This is a genomic window from Myxococcales bacterium, from assembly GCA_016717005.1.
Classification (GTDB): Bacteria; Myxococcota_A; Polyangia; order Haliangiales; family Haliangiaceae; genus UBA2376.
In genome coordinates, this window is sequence record JADJUF010000014.1 from 292,501 (window position 1) to 307,544 (window position 15,044).

Here is a 15,044-nt window from a genome sequence, read left to right on the forward strand (position 1 = left end):
GCGACGGCGCGCTCGTGCCGGGCAAGATCATCCCGAAGGAGGCCCCGTGAAGCGGCTGCTCGCGACGGTGGCCGTGGCCCTGGCGCTGACGGTGGCCGGCCCGGCCCGCGCCGACCGCGACTACCTGATCTACAAGGTCCGGCCCGGCGACACCCTCGCGCTGCTCGCGGCCGAGTACTACGGCGACCGCACCCACGCGGTGTTCATCATGGTCGCCAACAAGCTCGACCACCCGCGCGCGCTCAAGCCGGGCGAGAAGCTGCGCCTGCCGGTGTCGCGGGTCGTGACCGTCGCCGTCGGCGACACCTTCGAGGGCCTCGCGCAGGCCTACCTGGGCGACAAGCGCCGCGCGCGCTACCTCGCCGAGTTCAACGGCCTCGATCCGGCCGACAGCCTCGCCGCCGGCGCCCAGCTGACGATCCCGTTCCACGTCGTCCACACGGCCGCCGGCGAGGAGAGCCTCGGCAGCATCGCCGCCGCCTACTTCGGCGACAGCAAGAACGGCCCGCTCCTCCGCGGCTACAACTTCCTCGACCGCGACACGCTCGCGGCCGGCGAGTCGATCGTCATCCCGATCAACCACGTCAAGGTCCGGGCCTCGGCGATGCCGCCGGTCGACGCCGAGTCCAAGGCCCGGACCCAGAAGCGCGAGCAGATGATGGAGATCGCGACGCGGGCGCTGCCGCGCGCCGCCGACGCCTGGCGCGCCGGCGCCTACGCCGACGTCAAGCGCGAGCTGATCGCGGTCGATCTCGACTTCGTCGACGGCGATCGCGCCGCCGCGCTCGGCCAGCTCCTCGGCGCGGCCTACGTCGCGCTCGGCGACGAGGTCTCGGCGCGCGCCGCGTTCCAGCGGGTGATCGAGCGCCGGCCCCGGACCACGATGTCGGTGTACTGGTACTCGCCGCGGATCGTGGCGGTGTGGACCAAGGCCGGGGGCCAGCTCGCCGATGATTCGTAGCGCGGCGGCCGCGCTGGCGATCGCGGCGCTCGGCTGCGGGTCCAGCGGCGGCCCGCCCGCCGGCGGCGCCGGGGCCACCGCCGCGACCGCGCTGGCCGCGGCCGTCGACCGCGCGTCGACCACCGTGGCGCCGTGGCGGTGCGCGACCCTGGCCGATCCGGCCGCGCCGGCGCCGACGGGGCCCGACCTGACGATCGGCCGGCGCACCTGGCGGCGGCGCGGCCAGGGCCTGACCAGCGCCGGCGCGCGCCTGACCGTGGCGGCCGTCGCCGACGCCCGGGGCGCCACCGCACCCCGGTGGCGCGAGGCCCTGCGCGAGGCCGACGTCGACGTCGTGCTGACGCTGGGCGGCATGGGCACGACCGAGGCCGAGCTCAGCGCCAGCCTGGGCGCGCTGGTCGATCCGGCCTGGCTGACCGTGGCGATCCCGGGCTCGGCCGAGGCCTGGCCGGCCCATCGCGCGGCGGTCGCCGCGCTGGCCGCCGCCGGCGCGGCGATCGTCGACGGCGGCGCGGTGCGGATCATCGATGGCGGCGGGGCGGTGATCGCCACCCTGCCCGGCGAGCCCTCCCCGGCCCGGCTCGCGGCGGCGACCGAGGGCTGCGTCCACGACGACGCCGACGTGGCCGCGATCGTCGCGGCGCTGCGCGCCGGCGCCGCCGACCGACCGACCGTCCTCGCCAGCCCGCGCGCGCCGCAGCTCGGCCTCGGCCCGCGCACCGGCGACGGCGTCAACGCCGGCGATCCCGCCCTCGCCGCCGCGGTCGTCGAGCTGACCGCGGTGATCCACGCGCCGCTGGCACCGGCGCCGACCGCCAGCGATCGCCGCGGCGAGGGCGTCGCCACGATCGCCGCCGGGTCGCTCGACCCGGTGCCGCGGTTCGAGGCCGACGGCCGCCGCTGGCCGACCTCGGTCACCGCCGTCACCATCGAGGGCCGCCAGCTGCGCTGGCGCGCGGTCACGCTCGACGATCGCTGACACGCGCGGCCACCCCGGCGCTGGATCGTCCCGGCATCGGTGGTACGGTGGCGCCGGTGTCGACGCCGGCGCCTCGCCATTTCTGCCCGCGGTGCCGCGCCAGCTACCCGGCGCCGCAGGCGTTCTGCTCCGAGTGCGGCACCGACATGCTGCGGGTGTCCGCGATCGACCTGGCGTCGGCGCGCGACGCGGCGCTGGGCGAGACCCGGCGCGTCGACGCCCCGCACGTGACCCGGGCCGATCGCCGGATCAACGCCTCGAACCAGGCGTGGCTGGGCACGATCGTCGACGGGCGCTACCGCGTGCTCGAGGTCATCGGCCGCGGCGGCATGGGCGTGGTCTACAAGGTCGAGCACGTCCGCATGGGCAAGATCGCGGCGATGAAGGTGCTGCACCGCGATCTGGCCGACGACCCCGACGTGGTCCAGCGGTTCGAGCGCGAGGCCGCGGCGGTGTCCCGGCTGCAGCACCCCAACGCGGTCCAGGTGTTCGACTTCGGCGCGGCCCAGGGCGCCCTGTACCTCATCATGGAGTACGTGCGCGGCCAGGATCTGGGCAGCGTGGTCGACCGCGACGGGCCGCTGCCGTTCGCCCGGGTCGCCCCGCTCGTGACCCAGATCCTCGGCGCGCTGACCGAGGCCCACGAGCTCGGCATCGTCCACCGCGATCTCAAGCCCGACAACGTGCTCGTGACCCGCACCACCGGCGGCCGCGACTTCGCCAAGGTGCTCGACTTCGGCCTGGCCAAGCTGGCCCACGCCGGCGCGCCCGACGTCAGCGATCAGGGCCAGATCGTCGGCACGCCGTACTTCATGGCGCCAGAGCAGATCCGCGGCGACGACGTCGACGCCCGCACCGACGTCTACGCGATGGGCGCGCTGATGTACCGGCTGGTGACCGGCACGTACGTCTTCACCGCGGCGACCGCGGTCGGCGTCCTGACCAAGCACCTCACCGCCGAGGTCGAGCCGCCGTCGCGGCGGGCGCCGGACGCGGGGATCGCGCCCGAGCTCGACGACCTGATCCTCCGGGCGCTGGCCAAGGATCCGGCCGCGCGGTGGGCGTCGGCGACCGCGATGGCGGCGGCGATCGACGAGGCCTACGGCCTCCTGGTCGGGGATCGCGCGAGCCTGGCCGCGTCGCGGGCCCTGCCGGGCTCGAGCCGCCCGCGGGCCCGGGCCCTGACCGAGGACGATGAGCCGCTGTCGGAGCTGCGCCTGCGCCGCTCCGATCTCGACCGCTACGAGCGCTCGCTCCGCCGGGGCCGCTGGCTGGCGGTGGTCGCGGTGCTGGCGGTGCTGGCGGCCCTGGCGGCCGGCGCGGCGTGGTGGTTCATGTGGCGGACCGCGGCGCCGGTCCGCGCCGAGCGCGAGCCCAACGACACCCCCGCGCAGGCCAACCGCATCGCCGTCGACACCACCGTCACCGGCCTGCTCGGGCGACGGCGCTCCCCGTCGGAGCCGGACGTCGACGTGTACCGGCTGCCGCGCCGGGGCCCGGGCGCGCTGACGATCGCGCTGACCGCCGTGCCGAACATCGACGTGACGCTGACCGTGCGCGACGGCGCCGGGCTGATCGTGGCCAGCGCCGACGAGCAGGCGGTCGGCGGCGACGAGCACCTGTACGCGCGCCGGGTCACCGGCCCGGTGACGATCGAGGTCGGCCAGGCCATGACCACGGCGCTGCCGATCGAGAACGTGTCCGATCGCTACCGGCTCGACGTGCGGGTCGCGCCGGACGATCCGGCGTGGGAGCGCGAGCCCAACGGCGACCGCAGCGACGCGGCCGCGGTCGCGCCGTCGGCGACCGTGCGCGGCCGGCTCGAGGCCCGCACCGACGTCGACGCCCTGCGCTGGACCGGCCCCGCGGGCCCGGTGGTCGTCGAGGTCGCGGCGCCCGACGAGCTGCCGCTGTCGTGGCGAGGTCCCGACGGCACCGACCGCGCGCCGGGCCGGGCGACGATGACCCTGGCGACGGACGACGTGATCACGCTGCGCCGCCGCGACCGCGACGCCGCCAAGGGGCCGCTGCCCGGGGCCGAGGCGACCTGGGCGGTGACGATGATCCCGGCGCCGTGATCGCGGCGCCGCGCTGATCGCGCCGCCGTGCCCCACGCCGGCGGCGGCGGTCACGCGGTCACGCGGTCAGTCCGTCGCGTCAGGCGGTCACGGTCATGTCGGCGGTCAGCGCGTCGAGCAGGGCGTCGAGCCCGGCGTCGCGCTCGACGAAGCGGTGCACCAGCGGCGAGGTCGGCGCCGGCCCGTCGAAGGCCCCGCGCACGATCCGGCGCGTCGCCGGTTGCATCCGCCGGGCCGCGCCGAGCACGTCGTGCCAGCGCTCGTCGGCGACGTCGTGCTCGGCGATGACCGCGTCGAGGTGGACGCCGCGCAGCGCCTCGACGGTGCTGTCGAGGTCGGTCGCGAACTGCACGTCCCAGCCGCTGGTCACGTACAGCGCCAGGGCGCCGCGCTGCCGCCGCTCGTCGCCGACCACCAGCACCCGCAGCCGTCGCGCCGGCTTGTCGGGCGCGCTCGACGCGTGGGCCAGCACCGCGACCATCAGCTTCCAGTCGTCGGGCGGCGCGTGCAGGCGGATGCCGAGGCCGGGGTTGACGCCAGTCAGGGCCCGGCTGACCTCACCCAGGATCTCGATCGGCGCGCCCCGCGTGCGATCGAAGATGTGGATGTGGACCTGGGTGCCGAGCTCGAGCGGCGTGACCGTGTCGAGGAAGCACCCCACCGACGACACGTCCCGGGTCTGGCACACGAACAGCTCGCCCGCGACCGGCTGGACGGTCGCCGCGAGCTGGGCCCGGATGCGCACGGCACGTCGAGACACTGACGCGCGATCATAACACCGCGGCGCAGCCAAGTCAGCGGGCGTCCACCGTCCGGTGGTACGCTCGGCGAGCGTGCCCGTCGAGCTTGGGTTCCACCTCACGGCGATCCCGTTCGCGGTGCTCGCCGTCGGGCTCGCCGCCATGGCGGCGGTCCCGGCGGTGGTCCGCGGCGACCCGGTCGTGCGGCTGGGCTTCGTGATGATCGCCCTGTGCGCGCTGCCGTGGGCGGCCGCGACCACGCTGGTCGCCTGCGCCGACGACCCGCGGCCGATGCTGCCGTTGATGCGGGCCTCGTTCGCGCCCCTGCCGCTGGTCGGCGCCGGGCTGCTCATGGTCATGCTGGGCGTGGCCGGGCGCGTCGACGATCACCGGCGCGTGCTGGTCGCCTCGATCTTGATCAACGCCGGGCTGATGCTCTTGTGCGCGGCCTCCGCGACGGTCATCCCGTCGATGCAGCTCACGCGCTGGGGCCTGTGGTACCCGCGCGCTGGCGCGCTCTACGGCCTGTTCATCGCGTCGATCCCGATCTGCGTCGTCTACGGCGCGTGGGCCACGCGCGGCGGACCACTGCCCGGCGCCGGCGCGCGGCGGGCGATGCTCGCGGTCGGCGCGCTGGCCGTGCTGGCGGTCGGCGACGTGCTGCTGATGTACGGGGTGTTCGGCGTGTACCCGATGTCGTGGCTGCCGAGCCTGGTCGCGGTCGTCGTGTCGCTGCACGCCATGCTCGCGCGCGACGTCCTGCGCAGCCGCGGCTCGAGCGCGGCGCGTTGGTCGAGGCCGCCCTCGCCGCCGCGGCGCTGCTCGCGCTCGGCGGGCTCGCGGCCGCCACCCGGGCGCCGGCGATCCTGGCGGTCGCGACCGGGCTCGCCACCGCGGCGATGGTCGCCGTCGGGCGCACCGCGAGCCTGGCCGAGGTGGCGACGGCGCCAGCCCGCGACCGCGCGCTCGAGGCGTTGATCGACGCGCTCGAGTTCGCCGAGAGCGACCACGAGATCGGCGCGACCGTGCGCGCGCAGCTGGGGCGGGCCGGCCCGCTGGCCGACGTCCGGATCTGGCTCGGCGACGACGCGCTGCGCCCCGCCGGCGATCGCACCGGCCCGGAGCTGGCGGTCCCAGCCGAGGTGCGCGCGTTCCTGCTCCGCCTCGATCGCCCCATCCCGATCGGCGATCTCGCGACCGAGCGCCTCGGCCGGCTGCGCCCGCCGCTGCTGGCCTGGGCCGGCGCGATCGGCGCCGACGTGCTGGTGCCGCTGTGCGAGCGCGACCAGCTGATCGGGCTCGTGGTCGGCAACCTGACCGGCGGCCGCGCGCTGCGCGATCTCGAGCGCCGCCAGCTCGCCGAGGGCGCGCGCGCGATCGCCCGGGCCCACACCGTCACCAGCCTGCGCCGGGGGATCGAGGCCCGCGCGTCGCTGTCGCGCGAGGTCGAGCTGGCCGACGTCGTGCGCCAGGCCCGCACCAGCGGCGGCCGCCGGATGGTCGCCGGCGTCGAGGTCGCGATCGCCTACCATCCGGCCGCGCACGTCGCCGGCGACCTGTGGTTCACCGGCGAGCTGGCCGACGGCCGCGCGTTCGTGCTGATCGGCGACGTCACCGGCCGCGGCACGCCGGCGGCGCTGGTGTCGGCCGCGGTGATCGGCGCGTGCCAGAGCGCGACCGGCCTGGCCGACGCGACCGCGACGCCGGCCTCGGTGCTCACCCACCTCCACCAGGTCGTGCGCGCGATCGACGGCGGCCGGCACCGGGTCACCGCGACCGCGCTGATGATCGAGCGCGCCCAGGGCGACGCGCCCGGCCGGGTCAGCCTGGCGATCGCCGGCCACCGCGGCGGCTACCTGGCGCGGGCCTCCGGGGCCGGCGACGCGATCGAGCTGGTGCCGCTGGTCGGGCGCGGCGCGCCGCTGGGCGAGCCCGAGTGGCGCACCTCCGAGCTCGCCCACGACCTCGCGCCTGGCGACACCATCGTGGTCGTCAGCGACGGCGTCACCGCGGCCCGCAACCGCGCCGGGGCCGCGTGGGGCGAGCGTCGGCTGCAGCGGACGCTGCGCGGCGCCAGCGGCGGCGTCGCCCTGGCCGAGGTCACGCTCGCCGCGCTCGATGATCACGTCGGCGACAACCGCCTCGACGACGACGTCCTGGTGGTCGCGGTCGCGCCGTGACCCGAGTTCCAGCGGGCCCGGGGGCGCTCAGGCGTCGTCGCGCTTGAGCCTCAGGCCGGCTGGCAGCGTGTCGCCCATGACGACGCGCTCCTCGCGGGCCTCGAGCGCGACCACCTGCTCGATCAGGATCGCGCCGCGCTCGCCCCCGGGCATCGCCCGCACCGCCGCGGCCGCCCGCGCGCGCAAGGGCTCGTCGAGATCGCGCGCGCGATCGTCGGTGCGTCGCGCCAGCTGCGCGATCGCGAACGCGGCCTTGTCGGGCTCGGGCCAGTCCCAGCCCAGGAGCGTGGTGAGCCAGGCCGCGGCCTTGCTCGCCGGGACGACGGTGTTGAGCGGACCGTACAGCGGCACGCGCGCGCCGATGCGGCCCAGCGCCCAGACCAGCACCCCGTCCTCGCGGCCCTTGCGCGTGTCCATCCGCCGCATCAGCTCGTCGCCGAGCTTGAGCTTGTGCGCCACCGGGATGCGCTCGAGGCTGGCGACCGCACGCCACATCTCGCCCAGCTCCTGGCGCGACGCCTTCACCTCGGCCAGCTTCTTGTTCTGGAGCGCGTTGGGCAGGAGCAGCTTGGCCAGGCGGTCGTAGATCTGCTCCTGCTGGCCGCTGGTCATCCCGCCGCTGACCCGGCGCCACAGGATCCACCAGGCCAGGCGCGACGCCTCGGTCTTGCCGAACACCAGGCCCTCGTTGAACACGCCCCAGACCTGCTTGATGCGCCAGGCGTCGAGCGGCGCGCCGGTGCCGGGCCGCAGGCACGACCCGGCCAGCCCCAGCCAGCGCTGCTCGTGGTCGGCCGAGCGCTTGCGCGCGTCGGGCACGTCGATGAGCGCGTCGAACAGCCCGCGCGCGGTCGTGGCCGACCACTCGTCGCGCCGGGCCTCGAGCAGGTCCTCGAGCTCGCGCACCAGCGGCGCGAGCAGGGCGCTGTCGCCGGTGAACGCCGCCTGGGTCCGGGCCCGGGCCTCGCCCAGCCGCGGGTGCGCGACCGGCAGCTCGTCGTCCCCCGTGGCGGCCGCGGCGCCGCCGGCGCGCATGTCGAAGGCCAGGCGCCACCGGCCCGGGCGATCACTGCGGGCGCGCTCGACGCACCACACCTCGACCGCGCCCAGCTCGGTGATCGCGATCTGCAGGCGCACGTCGACCGAGCTGCGGCCGGGCGCCCGCAGCACCGTGACGATCGGCGGCAGCTCGAGCAGGTCGCTGCCGTCCTCGAGCGTCTCGGCCCGGCCGTCGCCGATCGGCACCAGCGCCCCGGCCGCGTCGGCGCGGGAGCTCGACGAGTACAGCTTGAACCGCACCGGGCGGTTGGTGACCAGGGTGAAGTCGCGATCGAGCTCGGCCGCGCTGCCCTCGTCGAGCCCCTTGGGCGCGAGGCACACCGCCGTCGCGGCGTCACCGCCGTCGACGCCCAGGTAGAACGCGCGCGGGGTGCCGCCGCGGATGCGGGCCGCGAGGCCGCGCCGCACGAGGCCGTAGTGCGCGGCGCCGACCGCCACCGCCAGCTCGGGCGCGTCGGCGGTCAGCTCGCGGGGGCGCACGCCGTCGCCGCGCCAGGCCGCCAGCTGGTCGAGGACCCGCGCGCGGAGCACCGCCGGCGTCATCGCGCCGCCGTTGAACAGCACCGCGTCGACGCGGCCGCCGCCGTGGCGGGCCAGGAAGCCGGCCAGGTGGCGGGTGATCGCCGGATCGCTGGCGTAGGGCAGCCCCAGCTCCTGGAGGCCGCCGCGGCCGCGGGTGGGCGTGGCCGTCGCCGGCACCACCGGGAAGAAGCCCTCGAGCAAGACCGCGTCGAGCTCGGCCCGGGTCACGCGATCGCGCAGGGTGCCGGCGATCAGTCGGCTGCCGCGCGCGGCCACGGTGATCGGCACCTCGTCGAGCGGCGCCTCGGCCAGGAGCGCCTCCTTGGCCAGCCGACACGCGTGGACCAGGCCGTGCCACTGCAGCGCGTCGAGGCGCTTGCCGCCGGCGGCGGTCAGGCGCTGCTCGACCAGCTTGGCCAGGGTCAGATCGACGTTGTCGCCGCCCAGGAGCAGGTGGTCGCCGACCGCGACCCGGGCGAAGCCGCCGTCGGCGTCGACGCTGATCAGCGTGAAGTCCGAGGTGCCGCCGCCGACGTCGAACACCAGCACCCGGTCGCCCGGGGTCAGCGCCCGGGCCGCGCTGCGGTGGCCGTCGACCCAGGCGTAGAACGCGGCCTGGGGCTCCTCGAGCAGCACCACCGCGGTCAGCCCGGCCTTGCCGGCGGCCTCGACCGTCAGCTCGCGGGCGGCCTCGTCGAACGACGCCGGGCAGGTCACGACCACGTCCTGCTCGACGAACGGCGTCGCCGGCCCGAAGGCGTGATCCCAGGCGTCGCGCAGGTGCGCCAGGACCTGGGCCTGGGCCGCCACCGGCGACCGCCGCGGGCCGTCCTCGCCGCCCCAGGGCAGGATCTCGGCCCGGCGATCGACCCCGGCGTGGCACAGCCACGACTTGGCCGAGGCGATCATGCGCTGCGGGTTGCGCGCGCCCTGGGAGCGGGCCAGCTCGCCGACGACCTCGCGGCCGCCGGCGCCGACGGGGCGCCACGGCAGGGCGGTCTCGGCCGGCGCCAGATCGTGCTCCCCGGGCAGGTACACGAACGACGGCAGCTGGCGACGCGGTCCGGTCTCGCCGGGCGCGACCAGCTGTGGCACCTCGAACACGCGGACCCGGGGATCGGCCGCGGCGGTGTCGACGTACGCCACCGCCGTGTTGGTGGTGCCGAGATCGATGCCGATCAGAAAGCGGGCAGGCATCCCCGCGGATTTACTCGACGTGGCCCGGCGGCGCCAGCGCGACGGAGGCAGAAGTGCACCCGCGCCGGCCGGATCCGGGGCGTGGATCCGCCGGCTCGACGGCGCGAGGATCCCGACCGGCGGGGTCGCGCCATCGGGATCCGGCGGCTCGCCTCGCCCGCGATCGCGGCGCGCGCCGATGAACGCGGCGCGCCGGCGATGAACGCGGCGCGCGCGGATCGCGGCGCGCCGGCGGATCGCGGCGCGCGCGATCACTTCGCCAGCATCTTTTTTTCCGAGCAGTCAACGCTACATCGGAGTTTTCGAAAGATCGCGTTTGACATTCTCGCGGCCGAGGACTAGATACAATTCATTCGTCGCGCGAGCCTCTGGGTGACCGCGGCCGGCTGAGACAGAGCAGGGACGGGCGGGGACGAGAGTTCGAAAGAATTTTGGAACGGATCGCTCGGTCGGACGTCACAACGGCAAGCAACCAGCCTCAATCAAGAAACACACAAAGCCCACACGCCATGTTCACCCAACTCGCACATACCTCGCAGTCCTCGGCCAAGCCGTGGTGCGGGTATTCGAAGCCAGTCGCGATGCCGTTCGGCAACGCGATCGTGGGCACCTCCTTCTTGGGGTGTCTGCTGGCCAGCGAGATCGGTGAAGGCTCCAAGCGCACGTCGCGCGCCCCCTCGATCACCCTCGGTACCAGCGATCGGCCGCCCGGAGCCCTGACGTAGCTCGTCTTCCTCGACGACTACTCAAGGGCCACCCGGGCGAACCCCAGGTGGCCCTTTCTGCGTCTGCGCGCGCTGAACCTCCCGGCGCGCGCCCCACGGAGCGATAGCTCGTTATGGAAGGCGAAGTGGCCCGTAAAGCCACCGTGCGTCGCACCCGCCAGGTTCGATTCCTGGACGCTCCACGTTCACGTTGGGAGGCCTGTCGCCAGGCCTCACCCCGATGGGTCACGCCCCATCGGGGCCCCCTCCAAGACGCGAGACTCCCGTCCTCGAACACTGTCGTCGCCTGTCGCCAGGCCTCCCCCCGATGGGTCACGCCCCATCGGGCCCCTCCAAGACTCGAGACTCCCGACCTCGACCACCGTCGCCAGGCGTCTCCCCTCGACGACGATACCCACTCTTGCTCGCCGGCCCGCCGGCGACGACGCGCACAGCACTCGAGTCTACCGGACTCGTCTAATCGGCAAGACAGGCGGCTCTGACCCGCAAGACTCCAGGTTCGACTCCTGGGTCCGGTACTGCTGCGTCCTCGCCGGGACGCGGTCACGCCCAAGGTGTGCCCGCCCTCGACGGACGACGCGCTCGCTCCCTGACAATTGAAGAGACAACGACGTGGGCGCCTCGCACGGCGCCCAGCAACAGGCACCACCGCCACCAACGGTGGTGTCCGCCGGCCCGCCGCGATTCCCGATCTCGGCGTGCCGGCACTCTCCCACTCTTGCGTAGTTGGTCTGCGCGCCTGGCTGAAGCCCAGGAGGTTCTGGTTCGATCCCAGAGGGTGGGGCGGCGTCCATCGAGACGCGCATTTCGGGCTGGTAGCAAATGGTGGCTTTGCAGCGGTCTCTTAAACCGTCCAGACGTGGGTTCGACTCCCACCCGGCCCACGCTCGCGAGTGTCGCGACGCGACGTTCCTCGACCGAACGTCGCGACGACTCGTCAGGTAGGCCGGTGCTCGGTCCGAGGCCTCGTGATCCCGTGATCACGGCGCATCCGCCGAGCACCGGCACCACCGCCGCAGGTGAAGTGTTGTGGTGACACACTGGCGTGCCAAGCCAGGATCGCCGGGTTCGATTCCCGCCACCTGCTCGATCGATATCGTGGCTCTGATGTAACAGCAGCAGCGCAGGCTTCCACCCTGTGCGTGCGGGTGCAAATCCCGCGAGCCACTCCACGCGCCACCGCGGGCCGAACGGCCGAGGGTTATCCCATCCAGATTCCCCCTCGGACGGTTCACTCGCCTGCACCTTTCTCGAGCGCGCGCCCGCGGGCGTCGCCTCGCACACCGCGCGGGCCGCTGGCCGAGGGTTATCTGAAAACTCTCCCTCGGCTGTCCCCTCGCCCGCCGGCCCCACCCTGCTCGTCGGCGCGCGCGCCGTCACCGCCAGTCGCTCCTCGATGGGTCGAGGCGCCGCCCCGTAAGCGGATGTCCGGAGTTCGATTCTCCCGTCTGGCTCCCACCGTAACTGTGTCCATCCACTCACTGCCCGCGCGCCGGGCCGGAGGTTCGCCATGTTCAAGTTCACCAAGCACTTCTCCACCACGGCCACGTCGCAGGCCCAGGCGATCCCCGGTACCAACCAGGTCGCCAACTCCGCGGGCGGCTACACCTGGGCCGTCGACGACTGGGTCCGGCTCGACCGGTTCCTGATCCTCGGCAGCGAGGGCGGCACCTTCTACATCCGGGAGCCCAAGCTCACCGCCGACAACGCGACCGCGGTCGCGCGCTGCATCGCCGCCGACGGCGCCCGGGTCGTGACCCGGCTGGTCGAGATCTCGACCGCCGGCCGCGCGCCCAAGACCGACCCGACGATCTTCGCGCTCGCCATGTGCGCGAAGCTCGGCGACGAGGCGACCCGCAAGGCCGCCTACGCCGCGCTGCCGGTCATCTGCCGCACGGGCACCCACCTGATGCACTTCGCCGAGTACGCCCAGGGCTTCGGCGGCTGGGGTCGCGGCATGCGCAAGGCGGTCGCCGCCTGGTTCAACGACAAGCCGGCGCGCGACCTCGCGTACCAGCTGGTCAAGTACGGCAGCCGGGACGGCTGGTCGACGCGGGACCTCCTGCGGCTGGCCCACCCGCGCGCGGCGTCGCCGTCGCACGATCGGCTGTTCGCGTGGGTGACCTCGGGCGCGATCTCGGACGAGGCCAAGGCCGACGAGGCCCTGGGCCTGCTGACCGCGGTCGACGAGCTCAAGCGCTGCGACCGGGTCACCGGCGCCGCGGCGCTGGTGCGCGCGCACCGGATCCCGCGCGAGGCGGTGCCGACCACCTGGCTGACCTTCGCCGAGATCTGGGACGCGCTCCTGGCCGACATGCCCATGACGGCCATGATCCGCAACCTCGCGACCATGACGCGGGTCGGGCTGATCAAGCCCGGCAGCGACGCGGCCCGCACGGTGGCGGCGCGGCTCGGGGACGGCGCTCGCCTGCACAAGGCGCGCGTCCACCCGATCGCGGCGCTCGCGGCCCTGACCACGTACAAGAGCGGTCACGGCGCGCGCGGCGGCGGCACCTGGACCCCGGTGGGGACGGTCGTCGATGCCCTCGACGGCGCGTTCTACCAGGCGTTCAAGGCGGTCGAGCCGAGCGGCAAGCGCACGATCCTGGCGCTCGACGTGTCGGGCTCGATGAGCTCGGGCGTGATCGCCGGGGTGCCCGGCGTGACGCCGCGGATCGGCAGCGCCGCGATGGCGCTGGTGACCGCCGCGACCGAGCGTGACCACCACTTCGTCGCCTTCACCGCGGCGGCCGGCGGTGGCCACGGCGGCAAGTGGGGCGGCGGCGAGCCGGGCCTGCGCCCGCTCGCGATCTCGCCGCGGCAGCGGCTCGACGACGTCTGCAAGGCCGTCAGCGACCTGCCGTTCGGTGGCACCGACTGCGCGCTGCCCATGATCTGGGCCGAGCGCAACCGCGTGGATGTCGACACGTTCGTCATCTACACGGACAGCGAGACGTGGGCCGGGAGCGTGCACCCGGCGCAGGCGATCCGCGCGTACCGTCAGGCGCGTGGCATCGCGGCGAAGGTGGTGGTGGTGGGGATGACCTCGAACGGGTTCAGCATCGCTGACCCGGGCGATGCCGGCATGCTCGACGTGGTCGGTTTCGACACGGCGACGCCGGCGGTCATCAGCGACTACGCGCGCGCCTGATCGGCGACGATCAGCCGGCGCGGAGCCGCACAACACGCATGCGCCGGTGGCGATCCAGCCGCCACCGGCGATCTGGGCCTGAAGCTCAACGGTCGAGCGTCCGGTTGTTAACCGGCGGGTTGCGGGTTCGAGTCCCGCCGGGCCCTCTGTGCTCCTGGAAGGGGTCTTCGCAGGCCCCCCCCCGGGTCGCGCACCGGCGGGGGCCGCCCCCCGCGGGGGGGGGGGCGGCGCCGGCCCCGGCCGGGCCGGCCGGGGGGCCCCCCCTCGACGTCGCCACGGCGACGTCGTCTTTGCGCCTGTCGGACAATGGTCAGTCCTCCGGTCCCTCAAACCGGCTACGGTGGGTTCGATTCCCCCCAGGCGCGCGACGAGCTGCGCGCGAGCGCCGCCCGTTCGGGCCGTGAGACGTTGGTTACCGTAACTATAACGGGCCTAAGGTAGCGACACTCGGGCGACCGAGTCAGCGAAGCGCCGGGCGCACCTCCTCGAAGGTGGCCGGTGCGTGTCAACGGCCGGCGGGGCCAACCCCGCCGGTGCGGACGCCACCGACGTCGAGATCCTCGCCGCGCCTCACCGCGCGGCGACGTTCGCCCGATCCACGTACTCCGGTCGTTGGCCGACCGCGTACAACTTGCCACCGTCCCGAGGATGGGACACGACGCTACGAACGTCGCTGACGAAGGTTCGAGTCCTTCCGGTGGTACCACGCGCGCATCCGGCGAACGGAGCGCGACGTCACTTGCACTGCACCGGCTGGCGCCGGGCTGGGCCTCCAAAACCCACGACGCAGGGTTCGATTCCCTGGCGGTGTGCCGAGCGCCGATTTCGGCGCGTCTCCGCGACACTGTGCAGCGGCCTCGGGCGAGGACGCGCGGCTCATAACCGCGTCGGTGAGGGTTCGAGTCCCTCCGCTGCGACCCTCGGGGTGCCCATCTGTACCACCCTCGCCCGGCGACGGGCCGCACATGGATGGTTACTGGTTCCCATTGGTTCGACTCCAATCACCCCGACCAGCGCGCCACTCGGCCGCCTCACGCAGACGTCGTCTAACGGCAGGACACTTCCCGTCTCACGCCCCTCGCCCGTCACCGGGCCGCTGCGAGATGGTTCTTGATCAGGGATCAAGTGATGCTGGTTCGACTCCAGCCGTCTGTACGGATCGATACTTCGCGGGTGTAGCTCAACGGTAGAGCAGTTCCGTCCGTCACCCCTTGCCCGCCCTCGGGCGGGCCGACGCATGGATGGTTATTGACCTTGTAAATCAACTGGATGCCGGTTCGAGTCCGGCCACCTGCACGACTCGTTACGCGCCAACCGCTGCCCGCGGGCCCGGTCCACCAGGCCGGGCTCGCGGGCGGACGGCGCGCCTCTCCAGGGGTGTAGTTCAGTAGTGAGAACGCACGGTCGGGGACCGTGAGGCCGTCGGTGCGATTCCGGCCACCCCTACGACGC

The 15,044-nt window shown here is 74.2% G+C and carries 10 protein-coding genes and 13 tRNA genes (1 of these 23 running past the window's edge); 21 read left to right on the top strand and 2 right to left on the bottom strand.

Annotation, left to right across the window (positions count from 1 at the left end; genetic code table 11):
* The 4 genes in view from IPL61_15285 to IPL61_15300 are tightly spaced (at most 56 nt apart) and all read left to right on the top strand, a layout consistent with a single transcriptional unit that may run on beyond the window.
* A protein-coding gene (locus IPL61_15285; protein MBK9032644.1) for a serine/threonine protein kinase crosses the window boundary here: on the top strand, window positions 1-50 show its 3' portion. It extends 1,294 nt beyond the left edge of the window; only the last 50 of its 1,344 coding nucleotides appear in the window; its start codon lies off the left edge, out of view; the stop codon is at window positions 48-50.
* Window positions 47-961 (top strand): LysM peptidoglycan-binding domain-containing protein, encoded by a 915-nt coding sequence (locus IPL61_15290; GenBank protein ID MBK9032645.1) that lies wholly within the window; start codon window positions 47-49, stop codon window positions 959-961. Before IPL61_15285 ends, IPL61_15290 begins: the two co-directional genes overlap by 4 nt.
* Window positions 951-1,940, top strand: a complete 990-nt coding sequence (locus IPL61_15295) for a hypothetical protein (GenBank protein MBK9032646.1) — start codon at window positions 951-953, stop codon at window positions 1,938-1,940. The genes IPL61_15290 and IPL61_15295 overlap by 11 nt, the downstream gene beginning before the upstream one ends.
* A 56-nt stretch (window positions 1,941-1,996) precedes the next feature.
* The gene (locus IPL61_15300) at window positions 1,997-4,018 is read left to right on the top strand and encodes a protein kinase (GenBank protein ID MBK9032647.1); all 2,022 of its coding nucleotides are present in this window, start codon (window positions 1,997-1,999) and stop codon (window positions 4,016-4,018) included.
* 79 nt (window positions 4,019-4,097) lie between these two features.
* Here IPL61_15300 and IPL61_15305 read toward each other — a convergent pair whose 3' ends face one another.
* Window positions 4,098-4,778: a PilZ domain-containing protein gene (locus tag IPL61_15305; protein MBK9032648.1), complete on the bottom strand. Its 681-nt coding sequence runs from the start codon at window positions 4,776-4,778 to the stop codon at window positions 4,098-4,100.
* A gap of 768 nt (window positions 4,779-5,546) precedes the next feature.
* Between IPL61_15305 and IPL61_15310 the strand changes: the two genes are divergently transcribed.
* Window positions 5,547-6,938, top strand: coding sequence for a SpoIIE family protein phosphatase (locus tag IPL61_15310; protein ID MBK9032649.1), 1,392 nt, complete (start codon window positions 5,547-5,549; stop codon window positions 6,936-6,938).
* A gap of 27 nt (window positions 6,939-6,965) precedes the next feature.
* On the opposite strand, the gene IPL61_15315 is transcribed toward IPL61_15310, so the two are convergent.
* Entirely contained in the window at window positions 6,966-9,716 is a 2,751-nt protein-coding gene (locus tag IPL61_15315; GenBank protein MBK9032650.1) for a hsp70 family protein, read from the bottom strand.
* An 81-nt stretch (window positions 9,717-9,797) separates the two neighbouring features.
* Between IPL61_15315 and IPL61_15320 the strand changes: the two genes are divergently transcribed.
* The 16 genes from IPL61_15320 to IPL61_15395 all read left to right on the top strand — a co-directional run bounded on the left by IPL61_15320 (window position 9,798) and on the right by IPL61_15395 (window position 15,038).
* Entirely contained in the window at window positions 9,798-10,058 is a 261-nt protein-coding gene (locus tag IPL61_15320) for a hypothetical protein (protein MBK9032651.1), read from the top strand.
* A 167-nt stretch (window positions 10,059-10,225) separates the two neighbouring features.
* The gene (locus IPL61_15325; protein ID MBK9032652.1) at window positions 10,226-10,441 is read left to right on the top strand and encodes a hypothetical protein; all 216 of its coding nucleotides are present in this window, start codon (window positions 10,226-10,228) and stop codon (window positions 10,439-10,441) included.
* 97 nt (window positions 10,442-10,538) lie between these two features.
* A tRNA-Tyr gene (locus IPL61_15330) sits at window positions 10,539-10,623 on the top strand.
* 263 nt (window positions 10,624-10,886) lie between these two features.
* Window positions 10,887-10,959 (top strand) — tRNA-Gln (locus IPL61_15335).
* A gap of 193 nt (window positions 10,960-11,152) precedes the next feature.
* A tRNA-Phe gene (locus IPL61_15340) sits at window positions 11,153-11,225 on the top strand.
* A 25-nt stretch (window positions 11,226-11,250) separates the two neighbouring features.
* A tRNA-Lys gene (locus tag IPL61_15345) sits at window positions 11,251-11,325 on the top strand.
* 131 nt (window positions 11,326-11,456) lie between these two features.
* A tRNA-Gly gene (locus tag IPL61_15350) sits at window positions 11,457-11,528 on the top strand.
* Window positions 11,529-11,539: 11 nt separating this feature from the next.
* Window positions 11,540-11,613 (top strand) — tRNA-Gly (locus IPL61_15355).
* Between the two features lie 338 nt (window positions 11,614-11,951).
* Window positions 11,952-13,592, top strand: coding sequence for a TROVE domain-containing protein (locus tag IPL61_15360; GenBank protein ID MBK9032653.1), 1,641 nt, complete (start codon window positions 11,952-11,954; stop codon window positions 13,590-13,592).
* A gap of 74 nt (window positions 13,593-13,666) precedes the next feature.
* Window positions 13,667-13,738, top strand: a tRNA-Asn gene (locus IPL61_15365).
* 146 nt (window positions 13,739-13,884) lie between these two features.
* Window positions 13,885-13,957: transfer RNA gene (locus IPL61_15370), tRNA-Glu, on the top strand.
* A gap of 268 nt (window positions 13,958-14,225) precedes the next feature.
* Window positions 14,226-14,298: transfer RNA gene (locus IPL61_15375), tRNA-Arg, on the top strand.
* Window positions 14,299-14,440: 142 nt separating this feature from the next.
* Window positions 14,441-14,508, top strand: a tRNA-Ile gene (locus IPL61_15380).
* Window positions 14,509-14,627: 119 nt separating this feature from the next.
* Window positions 14,628-14,747: transfer RNA gene (locus IPL61_15385), tRNA-OTHER, on the top strand.
* Window positions 14,748-14,761: 14 nt separating this feature from the next.
* Window positions 14,762-14,888: transfer RNA gene (locus IPL61_15390), tRNA-OTHER, on the top strand.
* 77 nt (window positions 14,889-14,965) lie between these two features.
* Window positions 14,966-15,038, top strand: a tRNA-Pro gene (locus IPL61_15395).
* Window positions 15,039-15,044: the final 6 nt, after the last annotated feature.